Origin of the sequence: Marinoscillum sp. (genome assembly GCF_040222955.1) — a bacterium.
Lineage (GTDB): Bacteria > Bacteroidota > Bacteroidia > Cytophagales > Cyclobacteriaceae > Marinoscillum.
Genome location: NZ_JAVKCA010000006.1, coordinates 1 through 21,276 on the forward strand (window position 1 = coordinate 1; position 21,276 = coordinate 21,276).

At 46.1% G+C, this 21,276-nt stretch carries 20 protein-coding genes; 17 read left to right on the plus strand and 3 right to left on the minus strand.

Going from position 1 to position 21,276, the window contains the following annotated elements:
• Positions 1-338: 338 nt before the first annotated feature.
• Positions 339-929: a glycohydrolase toxin TNT-related protein gene (locus RIH33_RS01850; protein ID WP_406650196.1), complete on the minus strand. Its 591-nt coding sequence runs from the start codon at positions 927-929 to the stop codon at positions 339-341.
• Positions 930-1,164: 235 nt separating this feature from the next.
• Here RIH33_RS01850 and RIH33_RS01855 point away from each other — a divergent pair, with 235 nt between their 5' ends.
• From RIH33_RS01855 to RIH33_RS01930, 16 genes are all read left to right on the plus strand, one after another.
• The gene (locus RIH33_RS01855; RefSeq protein ID WP_406650197.1) at positions 1,165-1,767 is read left to right on the plus strand and encodes an RNA polymerase sigma factor; all 603 of its coding nucleotides are present in this window, start codon (positions 1,165-1,167) and stop codon (positions 1,765-1,767) included.
• Positions 1,764-2,069: a hypothetical protein gene (locus tag RIH33_RS01860; RefSeq protein WP_406650199.1), complete on the plus strand. Its 306-nt coding sequence runs from the start codon at positions 1,764-1,766 to the stop codon at positions 2,067-2,069. The genes RIH33_RS01855 and RIH33_RS01860 overlap by 4 nt, the downstream gene beginning before the upstream one ends.
• Positions 2,062-2,532 (plus strand): hypothetical protein, encoded by a 471-nt coding sequence (locus RIH33_RS01865; protein WP_406650201.1) that lies wholly within the window; start codon positions 2,062-2,064, stop codon positions 2,530-2,532. The genes RIH33_RS01860 and RIH33_RS01865 overlap by 8 nt, the downstream gene beginning before the upstream one ends.
• A 214-nt stretch (positions 2,533-2,746) precedes the next feature.
• Positions 2,747-3,571 (plus strand): YHYH protein, encoded by an 825-nt coding sequence (locus tag RIH33_RS01870; protein WP_406650203.1) that lies wholly within the window; start codon positions 2,747-2,749, stop codon positions 3,569-3,571.
• Entirely contained in the window at positions 3,558-4,157 is a 600-nt protein-coding gene (locus tag RIH33_RS01875) for a toxin-antitoxin system YwqK family antitoxin (RefSeq protein ID WP_406650204.1), read from the plus strand. Before RIH33_RS01870 ends, RIH33_RS01875 begins: the two co-directional genes overlap by 14 nt.
• Positions 4,150-4,803, plus strand: a complete 654-nt coding sequence (locus RIH33_RS01880) for an SCO family protein (protein ID WP_406650206.1) — start codon at positions 4,150-4,152, stop codon at positions 4,801-4,803. Before RIH33_RS01875 ends, RIH33_RS01880 begins: the two co-directional genes overlap by 8 nt.
• Positions 4,804-4,906: 103 nt before the next feature.
• The gene (locus RIH33_RS01885; RefSeq protein ID WP_406650208.1) at positions 4,907-6,280 is read left to right on the plus strand and encodes a CotH kinase family protein; all 1,374 of its coding nucleotides are present in this window, start codon (positions 4,907-4,909) and stop codon (positions 6,278-6,280) included.
• A 112-nt stretch (positions 6,281-6,392) separates the two neighbouring features.
• Positions 6,393-7,661, plus strand: coding sequence for a lamin tail domain-containing protein (locus RIH33_RS01890; RefSeq protein ID WP_406650210.1), 1,269 nt, complete (start codon positions 6,393-6,395; stop codon positions 7,659-7,661).
• A gap of 153 nt (positions 7,662-7,814) precedes the next feature.
• Positions 7,815-8,132 (plus strand): hypothetical protein, encoded by a 318-nt coding sequence (locus RIH33_RS01895; protein WP_406650211.1) that lies wholly within the window; start codon positions 7,815-7,817, stop codon positions 8,130-8,132.
• A gap of 195 nt (positions 8,133-8,327) precedes the next feature.
• Positions 8,328-9,578 carry a cation:proton antiporter gene (locus RIH33_RS01900; protein ID WP_406650213.1) on the plus strand — a complete coding sequence of 417 codons (1,251 nt, stop codon included), beginning with the start codon at positions 8,328-8,330 and terminating at the stop codon, positions 9,576-9,578.
• A 363-nt stretch (positions 9,579-9,941) separates the two neighbouring features.
• Complete coding sequence (locus RIH33_RS01905; RefSeq protein ID WP_406650214.1) at positions 9,942-11,657, plus strand: ABC transporter ATP-binding protein; 1,716 nt, start codon at positions 9,942-9,944, stop codon at positions 11,655-11,657.
• 36 nt (positions 11,658-11,693) lie between these two features.
• On the plus strand, positions 11,694-12,455 hold the full coding sequence (locus RIH33_RS01910; RefSeq protein WP_406650216.1) for a sulfotransferase family 2 domain-containing protein: 762 nt from the start codon (positions 11,694-11,696) through the stop codon (positions 12,453-12,455).
• Position 12,456: 1 nt separating this feature from the next.
• Complete coding sequence (locus RIH33_RS01915) at positions 12,457-13,098, plus strand: sulfotransferase family 2 domain-containing protein (RefSeq protein ID WP_406650217.1); 642 nt, start codon at positions 12,457-12,459, stop codon at positions 13,096-13,098.
• A gap of 31 nt (positions 13,099-13,129) precedes the next feature.
• Positions 13,130-13,834: a sulfotransferase family 2 domain-containing protein gene (locus RIH33_RS01920; RefSeq protein WP_406650218.1), complete on the plus strand. Its 705-nt coding sequence runs from the start codon at positions 13,130-13,132 to the stop codon at positions 13,832-13,834.
• Positions 13,831-14,631, plus strand: a complete 801-nt coding sequence (locus tag RIH33_RS01925; RefSeq protein ID WP_406650220.1) for a sulfotransferase domain-containing protein — start codon at positions 13,831-13,833, stop codon at positions 14,629-14,631. The genes RIH33_RS01920 and RIH33_RS01925 overlap by 4 nt, the downstream gene beginning before the upstream one ends.
• On the plus strand, positions 14,628-16,508 hold the full coding sequence (locus RIH33_RS01930; RefSeq protein ID WP_406650222.1) for a glycosyltransferase: 1,881 nt from the start codon (positions 14,628-14,630) through the stop codon (positions 16,506-16,508). Before RIH33_RS01925 ends, RIH33_RS01930 begins: the two co-directional genes overlap by 4 nt.
• Before the next feature lie 121 nt (positions 16,509-16,629).
• Here the strand turns inward: RIH33_RS01930 and RIH33_RS01935 are convergent, their stop codons facing one another.
• Positions 16,630-17,556, minus strand: coding sequence for a universal stress protein (locus RIH33_RS01935; protein WP_406650224.1), 927 nt, complete (start codon positions 17,554-17,556; stop codon positions 16,630-16,632).
• Positions 17,557-17,584: 28 nt separating this feature from the next.
• Complete coding sequence (locus tag RIH33_RS01940; RefSeq protein ID WP_406650226.1) at positions 17,585-18,397, minus strand: universal stress protein; 813 nt, start codon at positions 18,395-18,397, stop codon at positions 17,585-17,587.
• A gap of 323 nt (positions 18,398-18,720) precedes the next feature.
• On the opposite strand from RIH33_RS01940, the gene RIH33_RS01945 reads away from it, so the two are divergent.
• Positions 18,721-21,198, plus strand: a complete 2,478-nt coding sequence (locus tag RIH33_RS01945) for a glycoside hydrolase family 9 protein (RefSeq protein WP_406650228.1) — start codon at positions 18,721-18,723, stop codon at positions 21,196-21,198.
• The last annotated feature ends 78 nt before the right edge of the window (positions 21,199-21,276 follow it).

The following is a 21,276-nucleotide window of genomic DNA, read 5'->3' on the forward strand; positions in this document are numbered from 1 at the left end:
GTCGTTCCTGATTTAATTCCCTCAAGCCGGGAAGGCTGTTACTTTTCCTTGATGAAAAGTAACCAAAAATCATGACAGAATGATCACTCCCGACCCTATCCGATCAGTATCGGGGCCATCGCACGCCCGGAATTCTGTCGGCCATCCCGCCTATGCGCAGAGGTTTCAGGTTCATGCCTGTTGAGCGTTTGGGTTGAAAGAAAGCCTCTACAAGGAAGGCGCGTAACTCACCAGCCTTGTCTCGCTTGCTGGCAAGGGGAAGGACCAACAAGTGCAAAGGAAAAGCCAACTCTACCTCTGAACCGCCATGGGATATCAGACCATGTTGGCAATAGTTTTTACTTCATTCTAACAATTCGAATTCCTCCTTGCTTGTAAACTTCTCCTAATGAACATTCATTATTCTTGAAAAAGAATTTATCACTATTTGGTTCGTATCTTACTGTTTCGCTATCCAATAGGAGATAATAGTGTTCCCTATCATGTAGCATGGCCATGTTGTCTTTTGTTAAGGAAACTAATTCAAGATATGACAGAGAACCTGAACTGATTAGTTCGTTAATAGGAATTTGTGATTGCCCACTTAGAATAAAGTATTTTTCTCCGCCTCCTGGCATTCCAAACCACGGCATAACATCTCCTTTAGATACAGAATATTTACTTGGAATCTCATTTACTATGAAATAACGTTCTTCTAAATGTTGGAATTCGGGCGGAAGTGATTTTTTTTCAAAGGGCTCATTTGCTGACCAAAAGAATATTCCTTGATTTTGCCAAGCTGGGTTTTCAGGTTCAGGTGATGTGTTCTCGTCGAAATAGTGCATGAATAGCTGATGGTTTAACATTCTTAAGGTTGCCCCATTAACAGCTTCTGTTAATTCATCAATTGACGATCCTGAGTTCTTCTTCTTAAATAAATTTTTGAACATTTCACAGTAATTATTGCTAACAACCACTGGTGGTTGTTATACGCCTTGTAACACTACCAAATCTAGCAGTTTTTGCTTCCTGATCAAACCATTGTCGGCTATGGGGTGTACGCTGCTCCTCTAACCCGCTCCCACCCGCCCCTTTGTGGCCTTCCACCTAAAGGAGTCACTATTTTCAGCTCACCACCCTACGTTAGCGGCCGGTTCACTAAATTGTCACCTCAAAATCGGGTCAATGACGGATGAAAATAGCTGTTTACAAGCCATAGCGCAGGGTAGCGAGGAAGCTTTGGAGCAGCTATACCTTCTGTATGCTGATCGGGTGTACAACACGCTCATTAGCTACACCAAAAATGCGGAGGATGCCGAGGAACTCCTGCAGGATGTATTTGTGACCATCTACAATACGGCCTCCGGCTTTCAGTACCAGTCATCCGTCAGCACCTGGATCTACCGCATCGCGGTGAATAAATCCCTGGATTTTCTCCGAAAAAAGAACAGTCAGAAGCGCTCGGGCATCTTCACCTCCCTGTATGTAAAGGACTCCGCGGAGCCGAAATATGAAGCTGCCGATTTTGTACACCCCGGGGTGAAGCTGGAAAACCAGGAAGATGCCGGGCTGCTCTTTCGGGCCATCGATGCGCTTTCGGACAACCAACGGACGGCCTACATCCTCACCCAGGTGGAAGGCCTGCCACAGAAGGAAGCAGCAGCAATCATGAACCAAAGTGCTAAGGCCGTGGAGTCGCTGGTACAGCGGGCCAAAGCAAATTTGAAACAGGAATTAGAAAAATATTTCCCCGAACGAGGGAAATCGAAAAATAGTACGTCGAAATGAACATGGAACTAAAAAATCGTGTCACGGAGGTGATGAATAGCCTGGAGGGCATTCAGAAAGCGAAAGCGCCCCGTGATGGTTTTGCAAAAATTCAGCAAAAGCTGGCAGATCAGCGCCGGGAACAGCCCACCCTCAGTAAGCCTGACTATGGCTGGATGAAGGTGGCTGCGGTGATCGCTTTGGTGGTCTGCTCCAATGTCTGGGCCGTGGCTAACTATTGGGCATCTGACCAGGCAACCTATGCAGCTGCTGGCAGCTACCCACAGATCGTCACTGATTTTAACCTGTACGAAAATGAATAACAAGATGTATAAAACAGGATTCTTCATCCTTTTGGTCATCAACATTGGGCTGGTAGTGCTCTTTGCGCTGGGTCCCAGGCCCCCACGCCCCGAAAGCGGGATCAAAAATGAAATCAGCCGCGAGCTGGACTTCACAGCAGCGCAGAAAGCAGCCTTTGAGCAAATGGCCCTGAACCATCGGGAAGCCATCCGCACGCTGGAAAAGCAGGAACGCGAACTGATGGGCGCATTCTTCAATCAGCTCTCCCAGACCGAGCCCAATGGCGTGAATGAAGGGCTCCTTCAGGAAATCATGCAGCTGGAAAAGGATAAAATCATGGTGACCTACCACCACTTTGAAGATTTAAAGGGGATCTGCAACGAGGAGCAGCTGGTCAGGTTTGAGCGGGTGATCCAGCGCATCCTGCCTGTACTCACCAATTCGTCCGGGAGGCCGACGCGGCCCGATCAGCCTTTTTTATGAAGTGCCTTCCGCCGTACCTCTTAGGTCTGTCCTTTTCACTACATCGCAGTGAAGCAATCTGACACCAAAGGCAAAAACCGTCAAATACCCCGCCCCTTCTGAATGGTGATGGAGCACCTCAACGGCCTTTTTTTACACTGGCTGAAAAAAAATCATGACACTGCGAGGGGTGATTAAATAATCCGCGTCTAAACATCCAAACAATAGAGAAAATATGAAAGTATCGTGGATAAGCATGATTTTAGGGCTCCTTGCAGGAGCAACCATTTGGATTTCCTGTGGCAATGATGACTCAGAGGACAGCAGCATTGACGATGGCGAAACGCTCACCGAGCTGCCAGCAGCTTTTGGTGTTTTTGATTCTGACAATGTCTCCGTTATGCTGACCAACGATGGCAGGGAAATCATCATCGAAACCAATGGCCTCCCCAATCACACCTCACCCTATTGGTCCAACACTACGGCCCGAGAGATGGACGGTATTACCACGTCAGCCGCTGTAGAAAATCATCCGCTTTTTGTGGAACCGACAGTCACGTCTTATGATCAAATGGCACCAGGGAATATCGATGATTTCAATGGCTCATTTTCCCTGACGGTGGATGCCGTGCCAGGTCTGGCAAGCAGCAGCACAGCCACAAGCCTGGGAGCCGTAGGCATTTCGGTCAGTGGTTCAGTGATTTACAATGACCAGGAGGGCCCAAACGTTCCGCTGGATGGAGCCGTGGGGTCCCTGGATTACAACGGGGCACATACAGGGCCTCAGAGTTATCACTACCACCTGGAGCCCAAAGCATGGTCTGACGATGATGATCATCTCATAGGAATTATCGCTGATGGATTTTTCCTGTATGGAAGAAAGTGTACCTCAACAGAAACCTACCCTACTGATCTGGATGAATCCGGCGGGCACATCAGCACGACCAGGTACAATACCACTGAAGCGTATCATTATCATATTCAAAACGAACGCTACCTCAATCAGTACTACATCTTATTTCCCGGGGATTATCAAGGAACCGCCAATGCAATTCGCTAAAACCTTCTGGTTCTTTCTGGTGATGGTGGTGGGGTGCCAGTCGAAAAAAACGGCTGACCATTCCGTATTCACTGAGGCTACCCCTTTGATCGAAGTGTCGGTTGACTCCATCAAAATTGATAGAAATCAAGGCCTCGCATTTTATCAGGGCATTCCATTTACCGGAGTGTCCGTGGCTTCCTATGAAAATGGTCGGATCGCAGAAAAAATCACCTATCTGAATGGCCAGCGAAATGGAAGCAGGCACAAGTGGTTCGAAAGCGGCCTTCTGAGCTATGAAGCCACCTATGTCTCCAACAAACTCCACGGTGAGGCCACCTCCTGGTGGAGCAATGGGAACCTGCGATCTCAATCGAATTTCCAATCGGGGGTAGCTGATGGCACACAGCAAGAGTGGTACCAGGACGGTCAGCTTTTCAAGGAGGTGCACCTCGCAGATGGCCAGGAGGAAGGGCTGCAGCGTGCCTGGCGAAAAAACGGGAAACTCTATGTCAACTATGAAGCCAGAAATGGCAGAATCTTCGGACTGAAACGGGCCACGCTGTGCTATGAATTAACCAATGAAAACATCGTATTCAATGACTAGATACCTGATCATTCTACTGGTAATAAGCCTCACTGGCTGCTCTCCCGAGACAAAGGAGGCAACCAACCCGGTAAACCAGCTGCCTTATTATGACGAGGCAACATTCACACCCAAATGGTTTGCCTCATCGGAAGATATCCCTGGCGATTTTCATCAAATTCCATCCTTCTCTCTGATCAACCAATCCGGGGACACCCTGACGGAAAAAGAGGTGGAAGGCAAAATATTTGTCACTGACTTCTTCTTTACATCCTGCCCCGGTATTTGCCCTCAAATGACCTCCAATATGCTATTGGTGCAGGAGGCGTTTTTAGAGGACAACGATGTTTTGATTTTGTCACACTCAGTCACACCCGAGTATGATAGTGCCTCCGTACTCATGGAATACGCCGCATTGAAGGGTGTGGTAAGCGGCAAGTGGCATTTACTGACCGGAGACAGAGAGGCCATTTATGATCTTGGCCGCTATCAATACTTTGTAGAAGAAGACCTGGGGCTGGAAAAGGCCCCGGATGATTTCATTCATACGGAAAACTTCGTCCTGGTAGATAATGAAAGGCGCATTCGCGGCATTTACAACGGCCTCAACAAAGCATCTGTCAACCAACTGATTGCTGATATCAAAACGCTAAAATCCAGTACTTAAGCGTCCCTGTCCATGAGGATGATTTATTCTCCTCCCGAGGGAATTACCGGAAAGCTGCGTCTAAACTGACAAGCGTAGTAAACAGACCTTAAACTTTCAAATCATGAAGAAAATACTCCTGCCAATCATCCTCCTCGCCTCTTTCATGGCTTGTGAACAGGAGCATGCTGCCACCTCAGAAATCGTTATTGACGACACTGATTTCGAAGCAACAGACTGGACCACCGATACCCACAGCAACGATGCGGATCCCAATTTTGAGGAGGTTTTTGAAGACAATGCGGTCAAACGGCTGGACCTTGTGATTACCGCTGACCGATGGGAGGCCATGCTGGACGATATGACCAGCCTGTATGGAACCTTTGGCACAGGCAGGGGTGGGAACTCCTTTTCGGATGAGAATCCCATTTTTGTTCCGGCAGAGGTGTTTTATGAGGGTACCCAGTGGTACAAAGTAGGTGTTCGCTTCAAGGGCAACTCCAGTTTGGCTTCCACCTGGAAGTCCGGCAATATGAAGCTGTCCTTCAAACTTGATTTTGATGAATTTGAAGATGATTATCCCCAAATAAAGAATCAGCGTTTTTATGGTTTCAAGAAGCTAAGCCTCAAAAACAACTACAATGACAAGTCCATGCTGCGGGAGAAAGTAGCAGGCGATATTTTCAGAAACGCCGGATTGACGGGTTCGCACACTGCATTTTATACGGTGTATGTAGACCATGGCGATGGCCCCATATACTTCGGACTGTACACCCTGGTAGAAGAAGTGGATGATACCGTCATTGATACGCAATTTGCAAGCAACGATGGCAACCTCTATCAGCCGGATGGCGATGGAGCCAGCTTTGCGGCAGGCACATTTAGTGAATCTCAGTTTGTAAAAGAAACCAATGAAGATGCGGCTGACTGGTCGGATATTCAGCATCTGTTCGCAGCCCTGCACGCAGGAAACAGGACCAGCGATGCAGCAGCCTGGCGTGCGGGTCTGGAGGCCGTTTTGGATACGGATGTGTTCTTAAAGTACCTGGCGGTGAACACCGTCATACAAAACTGGGATACCTATGGGAGGATGACCCACAACTACTTTTTGTACAACAATCCCGAAACCAACCTGCTTACCTGGATTCCATGGGATAACAATGAGGCCCTGCAAACCGGCAATAGAGGGGGCTCCCTGGCACTCAATTTCTCAGGGTTGTCTTCTTCTGAGTGGCCGCTGATCGGTTATTTGTATTCCGATGCTACCTACAAAGCGCAGTATGACGCTTACGTTGAAGAGGTCGTCAGTGGGGTCTTTAATGCCAGTGACCTGCAGACTACCTACACCGCTTACGCGGCTTTGGTCGAGCCCTATGCCATTACCGAAACCCGGGGCTATTCATTTCTGAACAGCAGCTCTGATTTTCAATCAGCCATCAACGGCCTGAAAACGCATGTAACACAGCGAGCGACAGCCGTAACGGTTTATTTAAACTGATGTAAAACCGGAAGGATTGTTTGTCATCAATCTTTAACCGGAAGATTCAATCTCATCATTTGCCATTTCATCACTATATTCCGAATTATTTCACTTTACAATAATCTCATCCATGCTTATTTTGTCCAAGGTTCGTCGGTTCACTTTCTTTCTCACCCTCCCCACCCTCCTGCTGGCCACGGCCTGTGGCAGCGGCGATGGTGATGGCGATGAAGAACCGGAGCCCACGGCAGAAGGCATCTTTATCAATGAAATAGTGGCCTCCGGTGACGACTGGATAGAGCTGTATAACGCGCTGGAAACCAGCAAGGACCTTGGAGGCTATGCCATTTCGGACAGTGGCAATGAATATGCGCTCCCTACCGGCACTACCATTGCCGCCAAGGGGTTTATCGTGTTGCTCTGCAATGATCTGGGCACAGGCCTCAACACCAATTTCAAACTCGCTTCGGGTGGGGAAACAGTCTCGTTGAAAAATGCGTCCGGTACCCTCATTGATCACATCGAATTCCCCAACCTGGACAATGGGCAATCCTATGCCAGGTTCCCGGATGGGTCAGATCTTTGGCAAATCACAGGGGTCACCACACAAGGTGAATCCAATGGCACGGATGGTGCGCCTGCCATCAATTCCATCTCACGGGCTCCGCTCGTTCCGGCCCTGAATCAGCCTGTGGTCGTCACGGCTGAGCTGATCTCGACGACAGGTGTGGCATCTGTCAAATTATTCCATCGTTTCAATGGCGGTGCCTTCTCGGAGGTGGCCATGACCCTTCAAAGCGGAACATCCTACACCGGCACCATCCCGGGAATGACCACAGAAGGGACCGTAGCGTATTATGTGGAAGCCGTAGGAACCAACGGGTCGTCCTCATTCAAACCTGCCTCCGCCCCCGATAATACGGACGATTATTTGCTCAACACAGATCCCCTGCCACAGCTGGTCATCAATGAATTCATGGCCAGCAATACCTCCTGCTGCCCGGATACTGATAGCGGAGAAGAGGAGTTTGATGACTGGATAGAAATTCACAACCTGGGCACTACTGCAGTGAACCTGGCCGACATGTATTTCTCAGACGATAAAGACAATCCCTTCGGTGACAAAATCAGCGACGATGATGCCGCCGCCACTACCATTCCTGCGGGCGGTTACCTGGTTTTTTGGGCCGATGGATCTACCAGTCAGGGTGCCACACACCTCAATTTTAGCCTGAGTGCCGATGGCGAGGATGTGGGGTTATTCTACATCGATGGACGCCCCATTGACACGTACACCTTTGGTGCGCAAAGCGAGAACATATCGTGGGGACGAACAACTGATGGTGGCGACACCTGGGGAGCACTGAGTAATCCCACGCCGGGCCAGGCCAATCAATGATTTCGAGTAGGGTGTTAGAATAGTCCTTTAGAAGGCTCCCGGGATACCCCGGGAAATGGCCTGCTATCGGGACATGAAAAAAGTGATTTTTCCCACCTTTTTTGCGAGGGACTGAGCGAAGGTTCACGTCTAAATAATCAAACAAATAAGGAAATGAAAAACACAATAAAAACACTCGCACTCGGAGCTATGGCTTTCTTAATGGTAGCATGTGCTTCACAAAAAAATCAGACAAGTAGCAATGACCAAAGGCCGTCAGGTCAGCAGGCTGGTCGCCAGCAGGGACCACCGAGTTTTTCGCAACTCATTGCTGAAATGGACGCCAACGATGATGGCAAACTAGCAAAAAGTGAGGTAAAAGGACCACTGGCAAATGATTTCGCTAAGATTGACGCTAACAGTGACGGATTTCTTTCAGAAAGTGAATTGAAAAATGCACCAGCTCCGCAAAGAGGCGGCCCAGGAAACTAAGCAAGATCGCATTTCATCAAATACTCAGTCCCCGGCTTGTCGGGGACTTTTTTTGTTTAGACCATTGGCTCAGCCCTGCACATGGGTCTTCTCTAAGGACGTCAGGGATCAAAACCGCCCACTCTGTAGGGGCACTCAGCGAATACACCGTACATTTACCTGATTGCAACCTCCGTAAACCTGCCAAAGATTACCATGAGCATCTTCAATATCATTACCGTCCTGATCATCCTTTCAGCCGTATTTGCCTTCATCAACACCAGGTTTCTGAAGCTCCCTTTCACCATTGGCCTGATGATCATCGCGATTATTTTCACGGTCGGAATCAGTATTCTTGGTCACTTTAATCACTATGTGCTGGATGAAGCCAAGCTTATGATCCAGTCGGTGGATTTTGAAACGGCACTTCTGGACATCATGCTCAGCTTCCTTCTTTTTGCCGGAGCATTGCATACCAAACTTGAATCACTCAAAAGGCAAAAAGGCCCTATAGCCCTGTTTGCCACCATAGGGGTGGTACTCTCTACTTTTCTGATCGGCACCATGATGTATTATCTGTTCATGGCCTTCAGCTACCCCATCAATTACATCTACTGTCTGCTTTTCGGGGCGCTCATCTCCCCTACTGATCCCATTGCCGTCCTGGGTATTTTGAAGGACGCCAATGCGCCTAAAAAGTTGGAGACGAAAATCGTGGGTGAGTCGCTTTTCAATGATGGCGTGGGTGTGGTGGTTTTCATCGTGCTTTTCAAAATCGCTCAACAAGGCCTGGAGGCCATGAGTTTTGCGGATGTGAGTTTGTTGTTTGTGACCGAGGTAGCCGGAGGCATGATCCTGGGCCTATCCGCTGGATGGGGTGCTTTTCGGTTGATGAAAGTCATTGATAATTATGAAACGGAGGTCATCATTACGTTGGCGCTGGTCATGGGTATTTCTGCTCTGGCGCATTACCTACACGTATCAGGACCGCTTGCCGTAGTAGTGGCAGGTATTTTTCTGGGCAACAAAGCCCCAAAAATTGCCTGGTCTGCAAACACCCATACATATGTCGATAAATTTTGGGAGCTCATTGATGTCCTGCTGAATGCCGTTCTTTTCGTACTCATCGGTTTGGAGCTATTAGTGGTGACGATGAACGGGAAATACCTTCTATTTGGAATGATCGCCATACCTCTGGCCCTTTTAGCCAGGTTCATTGCACTTTCAGGCCCGGTAGCAATTTTCAAGTCCAAACTAGACTTCATCCCCAAAACTAATCTGATCATGACCTGGGGCGGTATCAGAGGGGGCATTTCCATAGCCCTGGCCTTATCTCTGGAACCTCAGATGGGGCGCGAACTTTTCCTTACCATCACCTACGTGATTGTGGTATTCTCTATCATCATTCAGGGATTGACCATCGGATCGCTGGTGAAGTGGGTTTTGAAGCGTTCGGAATCTGGTTAATGAATTAGAGACGTAAGATGGCTTCCAGAAAGCCCATATTTTCGCCCTTGTTCTTTACAAAGGTCTTACCGATCTTGTAATATCCGGTAGGCATTGACCAGCCGAAGACATAAGGGTGAATCAACCTGAAGTGGAAATTCCAAACATAAAAAAGGTACTTAATTTTTACTATTTCATATCTGAAGACTCCTATTGTTGTATATCATTGTTGGTAGTTTGGTCCGATTTGGAGATAATTTGTAATGGACCTGGTTCACGAAGATTATGATGTGGGAGCGAAATGAAAGTGGCATAAATGGTGGAGCTTTACCGGAAGTATTGGGTATAATTTGGAACTGTTCCAAAAGCTGGACTTTTTACAGGATGCTGCTAAGCATAGTCAATGGCATATTGCCACTGGGCACCCTGTATTTAATCAAGAAGATTGTTGATGAAATCGTGCTGCTGGCTGATGGTCTGGGACAGGATGATTTTCCCTATGAATCCTTTGTGGTGTATATCGGACTGTGGCTGGGATTAATCCTGGTTACTGCGCTCCTTGGGCTGCTACTAGACTATATTTCGGAGGTACACAATCATATCCTCTCCAACCACATGCAGGGAATGATCCAGGAAAAAGCACTTGCCGTAGAGTATCGGTTTTATGATACGGATAATTATCATGACATTTTTCATCGAGCACAGAGAGAAGCCAGTTCCAGGCCCCAAAGACTACTCAACGACTTGACCACCTTTATCAGCAGTGGCGCATCACTTATTATCCTTTCTACCATTTTTCTTTCCCTGCATTGGGCCATTGGGTTAGCTTTTGTGTTGATAGCCATCCCTACTGCCCTGGTCCAATTCAAGTTCATTCGCAAGTTCCATGAGTATAAATTGAAGACTACACAATTGGAACGAAAAGCCAATTACCTGAACCAGCTGATTACTTTCAAACCGTACGCAAAGGAGAATAGAATTTACGCGATAGGCCCTGAAGTGCGAAGGCTCTTCATCAAAGCAAAGGATGAACTTCTAGCAGGAAACCTGAGAATTCTGAACACCTATTTGAAATCCAATATAGGTACAGTGTTTATTGAAATATTGTTCCTGGGTGGCATCTTCTATTACGTCATTGTTCAGACAGGTAGTGGCATCCTCAGTATTGGATCCATGGTGATGTACTTTCAGGCTTTCCAGAGGGGCCAAAAGTCCATGAAGGATGTCCTTTCTGCTCTAAACAAAATATTAGAACAGAAACTCTTTCTTAAGCATCTATTAGAGTTTTTACATCTCAAAGGGGTACAACCGGACGCTGATCATTCAAAAGTAAAAATTGAATCCATCGCCAAAATAGAAATTAAGGATGTGGGGTTTTCCTACCTAAATGATTCGTTTGAGGTACTCAAGCATATCAACCTCACCCTGAACACGGGTGAAATTTTGGCCATCGTTGGAGAAAATGGATCCGGTAAGTCCTCTCTGGTTAAACTTTTATGTGGATTTCACTCACCATCGGCGGGTGAAATCTTGATCGATGGAAAGAACATCAATGATATTGATAACGATTCTTACAGGAATCAGGTGAGTACACTTTTTCAGGATTATTCAAAATACCACCTCTCTGCAGGATTTAATGTATCACTGAGAGAAGGTCATTGGGATGAAAAACTGCTCCGAGCAGGTACGGATAAAGCCGGAGCTACGGAGGTGATCGATGCGTTGCCCCATGGGTTCAAGACTCAGCTGGGCAAGGAGTTTAAGGGTAGTTCTGAACTTAGTGGTGGGCAATACCAGAGACTTGCACTTTCGAGGGCCCTCTACAAATCTGCTTCTGTACTTATTTTGGATGAGCCCACAAGTTTTATCGACGGTAATTCTGAAAGAATATTTCTTCAACAGCTCCGTGAAATCTCCAGAGATAGAATTGTGATCATGATAAGTCACAAATTGTCTAACATTATCTTAGCAGACAAAATATGTGTTTTGCACGAAGGTCATAAGGTAGAGTTTGGCTCTCATGACGAATTGATCAAGGCAAATAGCTACTATAAAAAAATGTTTGAACCACAGTTAGTGAGATTTTCCGAGAACAGCTAACAACACTTAACTGGAATGCTTTAGCACTGATCCGCCATGAATGAAAAACTGATCTCAATACATATTCCTAAGACTGCCGGAACCTCCTTTCGTCATACGCTGATAGATGTTTACGGGATAGAGAGGGTAATGCCATTTTATTATCCCGACAAAAGTAAAATCTCCTATAAAATCCCAAAGCGGATCCGTGTGCTTCATGGTCACATATCCAGTCACGATTACGACCAATTAATTAAGCAAAATCCTGAGTGGGAAAAAGCCAAGGTAATCTCCTGGGTCAGAGATCCGGTGGACCGGTTTATCTCCAACTATTTCTATATGAAAGATATAGTTTGCCGACAACTGGATAACTTCAATAAAGACACTCCGGATCTCAAAAAAAGAATGGTGCGCACGCTAGACGACTTTATCCAAAGACCCAATGAAAGAGACGAGATGGTCAGATTTATTAATGAACAAGACCTGGTATCCAACAAGTTTTCATTTATTGGAGATGTAAGTAATTATGACGAAGACCTTCAATTGCTGGCATTTATTCTCGGTTGGAAGGCTTATCGAACCTATCAACACAACACCACAAAGGGTAAGGAAAAAGTGGACAATGAAACCCGAAACAGGATCAGAAACATCCTGGAAGGAGACATGAACATCTACGATGAGGTAACAGCGTGGCGAAGAACTCACCAGAAAGCAACCGGACATTCCGGATTCACTCCTGCAGTTTCGATCCACAACAAGTTAAAACTCAGGAATCGGGCGGTCGGCAGAGTTCTTTCCTTGTTTCAAAAAATTAGATAGAATGGCACTGGAGTTAGTTTCAATACATGTACCTAAGACCGCAGGCACGTCGTTGGCGCACAGCTTTTGTCAGGCATATGGCGACGATCGAGTCGTAAGCCTGACAAGGAAGCTGGTTAGAGGAAACGAAAACAATCTCAGCGTTCACCTCCATCCAAATACCCGAGTCTTACATGGGCATTTCTTTTATTCTGAAATTGACCCCCATATTCTGGCTGATGAAAACATCAGGCTCATTGCGATGGTGAGGAATCCTATTGATCGTGTAGTTTCCAACTATCACCATTTTATCAAAACCACTAAGGAACACTTTCCTGGTTCAAGAAAGTGGCTTCGCCGATTTGAATCCCTGTTAAAATATGCTTCCAGGGAGCATACCCAAAATGTCCTCAATAGATATCTTGCGCCCTATAACTGGGATCGCTTTGCCTTTATTGGTGTTCAGGAGTGCTTTGCTGAAGATCTGGCTCGTCTTTCAGTGCTTTTGGGATGGGACCCTAATACTGAAGAATACAGGCTGAATGTGCATAAACGTAAGAAGGAATTAACACAGGAGGAAGAATACTATCTGACCAGGTGGAATCAGGAAGACATTAAATTGTATGAAGAATTGGTGTCCATGCGTAATCTCAAAAAATGGTGATCGTGTTTTATTTTAGAAATTCAAGTGCAGAATGATTGTCTCGCATAAGCATAAATTCATTTTCATAAAAACACACAAAACCGCCGGCTCTAGCCTTGAAATGGCACTGGCCAATATTTGTGGCCCTGATGATATTATTAGTCGGTTAAACACGAAAGATGAAACAGCACGAAAAAACCTGGGCTACGTAACTGCCCAAAATGATTATGTTCCATTCTCAGCTTACAGACTAAAAGATTGGTATAAATTTCTGGTGAGGGGTCATAGACTCTTTTATAGAAATCACTGGCCTGCCAAAAGGATCAAGAGGTATATCCCTAAGCATCAATGGGAGAGCTATTTCATTTTTTGTTTTGAAAGAAACCCATACGAAAAGATCATTTCCTGGCACTATTGGGTTAGAAGAAAAACGAAGCTTAACATCAGTGAATTTCTGAACGTCAGGAGCGAAAAGATACGAGCCGAGCTCGAAATGTACCATATCAATGGGAAACTAGCTGTGGACAAAATGTATGCATATGAAGAACTGCAGGAGGCTCTTGCGGATATTTCTGACCGATTATCTTTAACTGAGCCATTGACCATGCCCGAATACCGTGCAAAAGGGAACATTCGAACAGATAGAAGACCATTCGCAGAAGTACTCAGCCAGAAAGAGATGAAGACAATTTATGATATTTACTATCCGGTATTTGAACTACTGGGATACGAGAAAACCAGTAAAATCGAGCTATGATTAACACTGATCCGCATCCCTCAATCGTTTGGCTGGCATCATACCCAAGATCAGGAAATACCTTCTTTCGAAACATCCTTTTTCATGTGTATGGCATAGAGTCCCTTACCTATCATCTTCAGAATAAGGATGAGCTTGACCGAAACACCCTTGAAAAGAGAACATTTGTCAAGACTCATTTAACACCTGATCAAATCCCAATTCTAGAAGGCGATCAGGTCATCTACCTGGTAAGAGACGGAAGGGACTCGGTATTGTCACGTGCCCATAGAAAAAAGAATATGGTAGATCGTTTCTCTAATTTCAAAGTGAATTTGATCAATTTCATCTCCAGCCAATACCCGGGAGGATCGTGGTCCGGGCACGTTTCATCCTGGGCCAAATATGCTACGGTCACGGTCAAGTTTGAGGAGTTGATCGAGGATCCAATAGGACAAACCAAACGCATAGAGGAATGTATGCCAATGCCCTCACCTGATTGGGCTCAAATGCCCACTTTTGAGAGTCAAAAACAGGGCAATGCCAGGTACGTAACCGGGAACTCAACTGTTTTCTTCAGAAAGGGTAAAATCGGGAGCTGGAAAGAGGAAATTCCGTCGAGGTACATCCTGTTGTTCAATAAATTGCATGGCAATACCCTATTTGAATTGAATTATACAGAAAGGCCCAATCACTTTTCCAGATTAGATCAGCTGATCATTTATTCAACCTTCGTAGAAGCCAAATTCTTCCAATACCTCAATTTATACTATAGGTTAGTTAATAAAATACTTAGTCTGAAAGGAAACAATAAATGATTTTGATCACCTCCTTTCCCGGATCGGGAAATACTTTCTTCCACAATATTTTAAAAGAAGTTTACGGTATTACATCAGGTTACTTCAATGAAGGTGATGATGTTAAACTGAGCGATTTTATAAGTACTCATCAATTGCCCGCGTCTCTCCCGGAAAAAATGCAGGCTTATCCATCTGTGTGTATTGTAAGAGATGGCAGAGAGGCAAGCATCTCATTCTCCAGAAGCATTCATAATGGCGCATCCGCTCCCCTGGTAAAAACGATTCAGGATGTGACAATAGCCAGGCAGGGTGATTATTATGACGGCTGGTCCATACACGTAGCGCAGTGGCTTCAAAAAGCAAAAATCGTCATCAGGTATGAGGATTTAAAAGAGGATCCAATTCGGGAGATAGAGCGATTGAGAACTATGTACCCGGGTCTCCCAAAACCTGCAGCGCAACCAATTAGCTGTGCAGCAGATCCGGACGCTATTGACTCCCATGAAGATATGACCGGAGATCTTGAAGAAATGTTTTGGGGGTTGCATGGGGATGTCATGCAGGTTTTAGGGTATACTAAGGATAGAAAACTCCTGTCACGAGAAGCGTTTGTGGCTGTCGAGAATTTTTATGACCCGCAACCTGCTGAAGTTAAGCATGTACTGATTGAAGCCAGTACCCTGCTCAACAAACAAATGGATGGCACCAAGAGGTACATAGAGACACTCTTAAGAGCACTGCACGTTCAGGTGCTAAAAGCACCAACATCACTGGATATTAAAGTAAGAGTGGATAATATATATCCTTTGGCCAATCTCTTTTCCAAAAGCAAGTCTGGGAAAAATGTAAAAAAAGGCCTGGTAAATGGCTTTGTGGTTTACATAGTCTCCTTCCCCAGAAGGTTGAAAAATAAGCTTCCCAACAAATCAATTGAAGATATACTCTTAGTAACCCGAATATTAGGGCTTTTGGCCATTTACCAAAAACTGATTCAGACTTTCAACCGCAGACTTGTCAGCCAATATGAAAATAACAAGCTTGACCTGCTTCATCTTACGCTTCCTCAAAGGGCAATAAAGCAGCCTATCGCACTTAAAATGACCTGTACAGTTCATGATCTCACGTGCAAACTGTTTCCGCAATTTCACCTCCTCCATAGTATCAAGACGACTGATCGGAGCATGAAGTGGATTAAGAAAAATGGAAGCCACGTTATTGCTGTATCTAACCATACCAGAGCGGACATAATCAAACATTATGATTTTGCCAATGGTAGCATTGACACAATCTTTGAAGCGATAGACCATGAGCTCTTTTACCCTGTGTTGGATCCGCTACTTAGTGACAAAGTATTGAATAAGTATGGTATCAAAGGAGTCCAGTACTTCTTTTCGCTGTGTACATTAGAGCCTAGAAAGAACCTCAATAATGTGTTGAAAGCCTTTGTGATGTTCTGTGAAAGAAACCCTCATGCCAATATAAAATTCGTGCTCGCAGGGGGGCGGGGTTGGAAGATGAGTGAACTTCCAAGTCACCCCAACATACTTGCCACCGGGTATATTCCCGAAGAAGAATTAGCAGCCCTCTATTCCGCATCGATTGGTAATTGCTACGTATCATTCTATGAGGGATTTGGTTTACCTCCTTTGGAAGCAATGCGTTGCAAGACAGTGGCCATATATGGCAACAACTCTTCTATGGTTGAATTAATCGGAGATGCCGGACTACCCGCAGACGCCCACAATGTTTCAGAGATCGCTCATCAAATGGAAAAAATTGCCTTTGATAAAGAATTCAGGTCAATGATGGAAGATAGAGCCTATAAGAAATCATGGGAGTATACCCTGAATACCCTAGGAAAGAAAACGCTGGATCATTACAATTCTTTGGTTTAATCACTGAATCCAATTTTGCCGGTGTCTCCCACAAACTAAACCACTGCATGGGGGCGACTTAAACACTGACCTGAGTGGTATCAGGGGTGTATTTCCATAGCTCTGGCCTTATCCCTGTGGATTAGAGACGTAAGATGGCTTCCAGAAAGCCCATATTTTCGCCCTTGTTCTTTACTATGAGCACAGGGATGTCCGATTCATGAAAGACAAGTTTTTCGGCCAGAGATCCCATCAAAATAGAAGAAGCGGTGGTTCTTCCCCTTGAACCGATCGCAATGAGGTCCGCACCGAACTCAACGGCTTTTGTGTGCACTAATTTTTCATTTTCGGCAAGTTTTGAAGACAGGTAGGAACACTTCAGGTCAGCCGAAAACTGATGTTCTTTCTGAAATTTTGCACAATCATTCTTCGCATGGCCGCTAATGATCTCGTCGAATTCCTCATAGGTCTTACCGATCTTGTAATATCCGGCAGGTACATTGTATACATGTAACAGCGCAATGTCTTCCGATGAATTTTTTGTAAGCACTTCTGCTTGTTTTACAGCCAATGCCGAATGCTCGGAAAAATCGACCGGCACCAATACCTTTTTGAGTTCAGGCTTGAAGTTTTCGGGCACTAATAAAAGGGAACAGGGGCATTTTCTGGCTATGTGACTGGAAACCAAACCAGAACCCTTCAGGCTCTTCTTCCTTCCCATCAGGATCAGATCCACAGCCTTTACATTGGCCAATTTCAGGATTTTATCAATAGGGGCTCCATCCCGGACGATACATTCCGTTTTCACATCTGATCCCTGAAAGTACGGTTTTACCTTTTGCTCAATATCCGCCTGGATACTCTCATCAAGGGGGGCCATTAAAGTGGGGTACTTTTGAATGAGCTCTTCTGGTAACTCCAGGTTTTTGGCTACGTGCAAAAAGAAAATCCGCTCCAGAGGTAGACTTCTGCTTATCAGAGCCGCATACCGGATCACGTGTTCATCCATTTCGGTAAGATCAAGTGTCACGAGTGCTATCTGATAGTTATGGTGTTTGAAATTTTTCATGATATAACTGGGTTCATTAAATCTTCATTTATTTTAATACAAGTAAAGGAATGGGACTGTGAAAGGTCATCTTTTGTGTTAAGCTCTCGTTGAACAGCCGCTCAATAAAGGAATAACTCCTGGGGAGTATGGCGATCAGATCGATATTATTTGCCAGACCGTATTCCACAAGGCCATCTTCTACACTGTTGCTGTAAGTAAAATGAAAGTCAGACTTCACTTCATCCAGTAGGTTGATAATATCCTCCCGGTTATCAAGCTCCTGCCTGATCATGGTTTTTGCGTCACGATTCAGGGTGATTACGTCCACGGCCAGTTCCATTTCCCTGGCCAGATCAATCAAAAACTGCATTTCATGATTGACTGTGGAAGTACTGTAGTCACAAGCCAAACCGACCTTTTTCAGGCGTTTGAGCGAAGTTTTATCCGGGATCACAAAGACAGGTACCTGTACTCTTTTGATGATCTTAGCCGTTTTTGTGCCCCATATTTCATCAAAACCGCTGGCTCCTTTCGTGGCCATGACCAGGAGGTCAATCTCTTCATCCTTAACAGTCTCTACGATGTTGTCCAGAGAAAGTCCAAGCTCCTTTCTGAATTCATGTGGAACCCTGCTTAATTGCGGGTGTTCTTTCAGCAGTTTAGCAAACTTCTTATCAATGCCTTTTTCCAGTTTTTCAGGGTTGTCGGTATAGTCTTCTTCAGCGACCAGCCGATGATATACGTGCATTATGAGCAATCGACCACCGATCCGATCCGCCAAATGAATGGCCTGATCCAGCGCATTCCCGGCTCTTTCAGAAAAATCAGTAGGGAGTAATATCCTTTTTAGTATTTTCATGATTGAAGTCTTTTGATTTAATAATATTCCCAGACTCCAATGATACTGGCAAATTCTCTGGTAATTTATGATTTTACTTAGGGTCCGCAGGTGAGATAAATCAGGTGTCCGGCTCCGAAATCGTGAATTTCACATTGCCAAATTAGTAGATTGGAGCCGTTCGTCGCTTTTATGACCGCCCAAAAGTGGCAGTTCATCTGGAAAAATTCTGACGAACTCTGAAAAACAGAAATATCCTTTTACCAAAACAGCCCCTAATCATGACAAATCATACCAATGGATTGGAGAGAATTATTTGAAATTGAGCACCAAAACATTGAGACATGATGAACAGATTACTCCTGCTATTTTTTACTTACATTCCGTCACTTATTTACGCCCAGCAGCTCCAACTAAACGACCAAAACTATTTTGAAATGCCGGGACTGGACGTCACGGTGTTTGCAGACATTTATCCCGATGGCCATCAAACCGGAGTGACGGTCATCCAGCACGGTATACGCACAGCTGCCAACGGTGACTTACGGCTGGAAACCTCACCGGGTCAATGGTCGCCGGTACCCAGGGGTGGAAAGCTCATGGCTGACGAACCCAATCAAACCCTGACTCAACGACTATGGTACCCTGACTCTTCCAAAAACCGAAAAGGATTCAACCCCATTATCTACCCGGATCTTCAACTTTTTTACAATGTAAGGGTAACCCCTATAGGAGGCAGTTCATTTAAAGTGACAGTAGATCTGGACGAACCCCTCCCCAAAGAATGGGAAGGCAAGGTCGGTTTCAATTTCGAACTTTTCCCCGGTGACCTTTTTGGCAAATCCTACCTTATGGATAATCAGACAGGTCAGTTTAGCTCACAGCCCAACGGTCCCATGACGACCCGGTACGGGGAAACACTGGCCGAACCACTGGCCACAGGCCACACCCTGATTGTGGCACCAGAGGAAGAACTCCAGCGCATGAAGGTCACGTCCGGTGCCGAACTTCAGCTCTGGGATGGCCGCACCAACCATAACAACGGGTGGTTTATTATCCGAAGTGAAATCCCTCCGGGTGCCACTCAAAAGGCCATTGAATGGGTGATCACCCCCAACGTGGTAGCTGGCTGGCAATACAAACCGGTAGTGCAGGTATCGCAGGTAGGGTACCATCCTGATCAAAGGAAAATTGCCATCATAGAGTTGGATCAAAACGCCACGATGGAGAATCAGGAGATCACTTTGTACCGATTGGATGAAAACGGCAAAACGCTGGTCAGGAAAGCAACCCCGGACCTCTGGGGTAAGTTTCTGAGGTATCAGTACCGCACGTTTGATTTTTCAGACCTCCGTGATCCGGGTCTGTATACCCTTGCCTATGGTGAAGTGAACACCCATGCTTTCAGAATAGACAGAAAGGTATATGACCGCCATGTCTGGCAGCCTACACTGGAGTATTACCTGCCCGTGCAGATGTGTCACATGCGCGTCAATGAAAAATATCGTGTGTGGCATGACCTGTGTCACCTGGATGATGCACTGATGGCCCCTACGGATACCAACCACTTCGACGGTTACCTGCAGGGCGCCTCCACCCTTACAGACTATCAACCATTGGATCAGGTGCCCAACCTCAACCAAGGTGGATGGCATGATGCCGGGGACTATGACCTCCGAGTAGAGTCTCAGATAGGAACTACCTGGATGCTCGCGATGATGGTGGAGGAATTTGACCTGGACTATGATGCCACCACCATCGACCCTGAAAAGAGACTGGTGGAAATTCACCTGCCTGATGGAAAATCAGATGCCATCCAGCAAATAGAGCATGGCCTGGCCACCGTGCTGGGTGGGTATCGAACTTTAGGACGGCTGTACCGCGGGATCATCTGCCCAAGCCTGAGGCAATACGTCATGCTCGGCGATGCGGCATCCATGACGGACAACCTGTCCTACAATAGTACATTGGATAGTACTCAGGTGGTGAATCAGGAGTCGGGCATTCCGGATGACCGCTGGGTATTTACCGAAGAAAACCCGGGACGTGAACTTTATGTAGCCGCAGGTCTGGCTGCAGCTGCACGTGTCCTGAAGGATAAAAACCCCGACCTGGCCAATGAGGCATTGGCTGCTGCCAAAGTCATCTACACCGCAGCGGGCAAAGCTGATGGCCATGTGTCTCAAAAGATACTGGCGCTGGCGGAGCTGATTCTTACCACTGAAGATCCTGAACTCATCACAGCATTCATCTCCCTGAAAGCGGACATCATTGCCGACCTCTCACATTCGGGCTGGGCGGTAGGCAAAGTCATCCACCGGATTGAAAACAAAAAATTCAGGAAAGAGGTAGCCAATGCCGTCGCTAGCTACCAACAGGGCCTTCGTGCCCAGCAGCAAACGGATTCACCCTACGGAGTACCTTACAAGCCCAACATCTGGGGTGCCGGTTGGTCGATCCAGCGATTCGGAGTGGAGCAGTACTTCTTTCACAAGGGTTGGCCGGAACATACCACCTCAGATTTTTACGAAAATGCGCTCAATTTTGTATTAGGGGTTCACCCGGGCATCAATACCTCCTCATTTGCCTCAGGGGTGGGTGCACAGTCCGTGACCGTGGCTTATGGGGTCAATCGGGCCGACTGGTCATTTATTCCGGGCGGAGTGGCCTCAGGTACGGCGCTTATTCGACCAAACCTTCCCGAACTAAAAGTGTGGCCATTTTTCTGGCAGCAAACAGAGTATGTAATGGGTGGAGGAGCTACCAACTACATGTTTCTGGCACTGGCCGTAAACGATCTGTACAGGGAGCGCGGAGAATGAACACTTTAGCCCCCTTTAGTCAAAAAAATGCCGGACCAAAAAGCCCGGCATTCCCTAAACTATGAGAAATTAAATATG

Excerpts from the sequence above, each read along its gene's own strand:
- RIH33_RS01875 (WP_406650204.1), top strand. The coding sequence starts at position 3,558 with ATGCAATTCGCTAAAACCTTCTGGTTCTTTCTGGTGATGGTGGTGGGG.
- RIH33_RS01910 (WP_406650216.1), top strand. The coding sequence starts at position 11,694 with ATGAATGAAAAACTGATCTCAATACATATTCCTAAGACTGCCGGAACC.
- RIH33_RS01895 (WP_406650211.1), top strand. The coding sequence starts at position 7,815 with ATGAAAAACACAATAAAAACACTCGCACTCGGAGCTATGGCTTTCTTA.
- RIH33_RS01885 (WP_406650208.1), top strand. The coding sequence starts at position 4,907 with ATGAAGAAAATACTCCTGCCAATCATCCTCCTCGCCTCTTTCATGGCT.
- RIH33_RS01935 (WP_406650224.1), bottom strand. The coding sequence starts at position 17,556 with ATGAAAAATTTCAAACACCATAACTATCAGATAGCACTCGTGACACTT.
- RIH33_RS01855 (WP_406650197.1), top strand. The coding sequence starts at position 1,165 with ATGACGGATGAAAATAGCTGTTTACAAGCCATAGCGCAGGGTAGCGAG.
- RIH33_RS01870 (WP_406650203.1), top strand. The coding sequence starts at position 2,747 with ATGAAAGTATCGTGGATAAGCATGATTTTAGGGCTCCTTGCAGGAGCA.
- RIH33_RS01915 (WP_406650217.1), top strand. The coding sequence starts at position 12,457 with ATGGCACTGGAGTTAGTTTCAATACATGTACCTAAGACCGCAGGCACG.
- RIH33_RS01905 (WP_406650214.1), top strand. The coding sequence starts at position 9,942 with ATGCTGCTAAGCATAGTCAATGGCATATTGCCACTGGGCACCCTGTAT.
- RIH33_RS01865 (WP_406650201.1), top strand. The coding sequence starts at position 2,062 with ATGAATAACAAGATGTATAAAACAGGATTCTTCATCCTTTTGGTCATC.
- RIH33_RS01850 (WP_406650196.1), bottom strand. The coding sequence starts at position 929 with ATGTTCAAAAATTTATTTAAGAAGAAGAACTCAGGATCGTCAATTGAT.
- RIH33_RS01880 (WP_406650206.1), top strand. The coding sequence starts at position 4,150 with ATGACTAGATACCTGATCATTCTACTGGTAATAAGCCTCACTGGCTGC.
- RIH33_RS01945 (WP_406650228.1), top strand. The coding sequence starts at position 18,721 with ATGATGAACAGATTACTCCTGCTATTTTTTACTTACATTCCGTCACTT.
- RIH33_RS01930 (WP_406650222.1), top strand. The coding sequence starts at position 14,628 with ATGATTTTGATCACCTCCTTTCCCGGATCGGGAAATACTTTCTTCCAC.
- RIH33_RS01925 (WP_406650220.1), top strand. The coding sequence starts at position 13,831 with ATGATTAACACTGATCCGCATCCCTCAATCGTTTGGCTGGCATCATAC.
- RIH33_RS01860 (WP_406650199.1), top strand. The coding sequence starts at position 1,764 with ATGAACATGGAACTAAAAAATCGTGTCACGGAGGTGATGAATAGCCTG.
- RIH33_RS01940 (WP_406650226.1), bottom strand. The coding sequence starts at position 18,397 with ATGAAAATACTAAAAAGGATATTACTCCCTACTGATTTTTCTGAAAGA.
- RIH33_RS01920 (WP_406650218.1), top strand. The coding sequence starts at position 13,130 with ATGATTGTCTCGCATAAGCATAAATTCATTTTCATAAAAACACACAAA.
- RIH33_RS01900 (WP_406650213.1), top strand. The coding sequence starts at position 8,328 with ATGAGCATCTTCAATATCATTACCGTCCTGATCATCCTTTCAGCCGTA.
- RIH33_RS01890 (WP_406650210.1), top strand. The coding sequence starts at position 6,393 with ATGCTTATTTTGTCCAAGGTTCGTCGGTTCACTTTCTTTCTCACCCTC.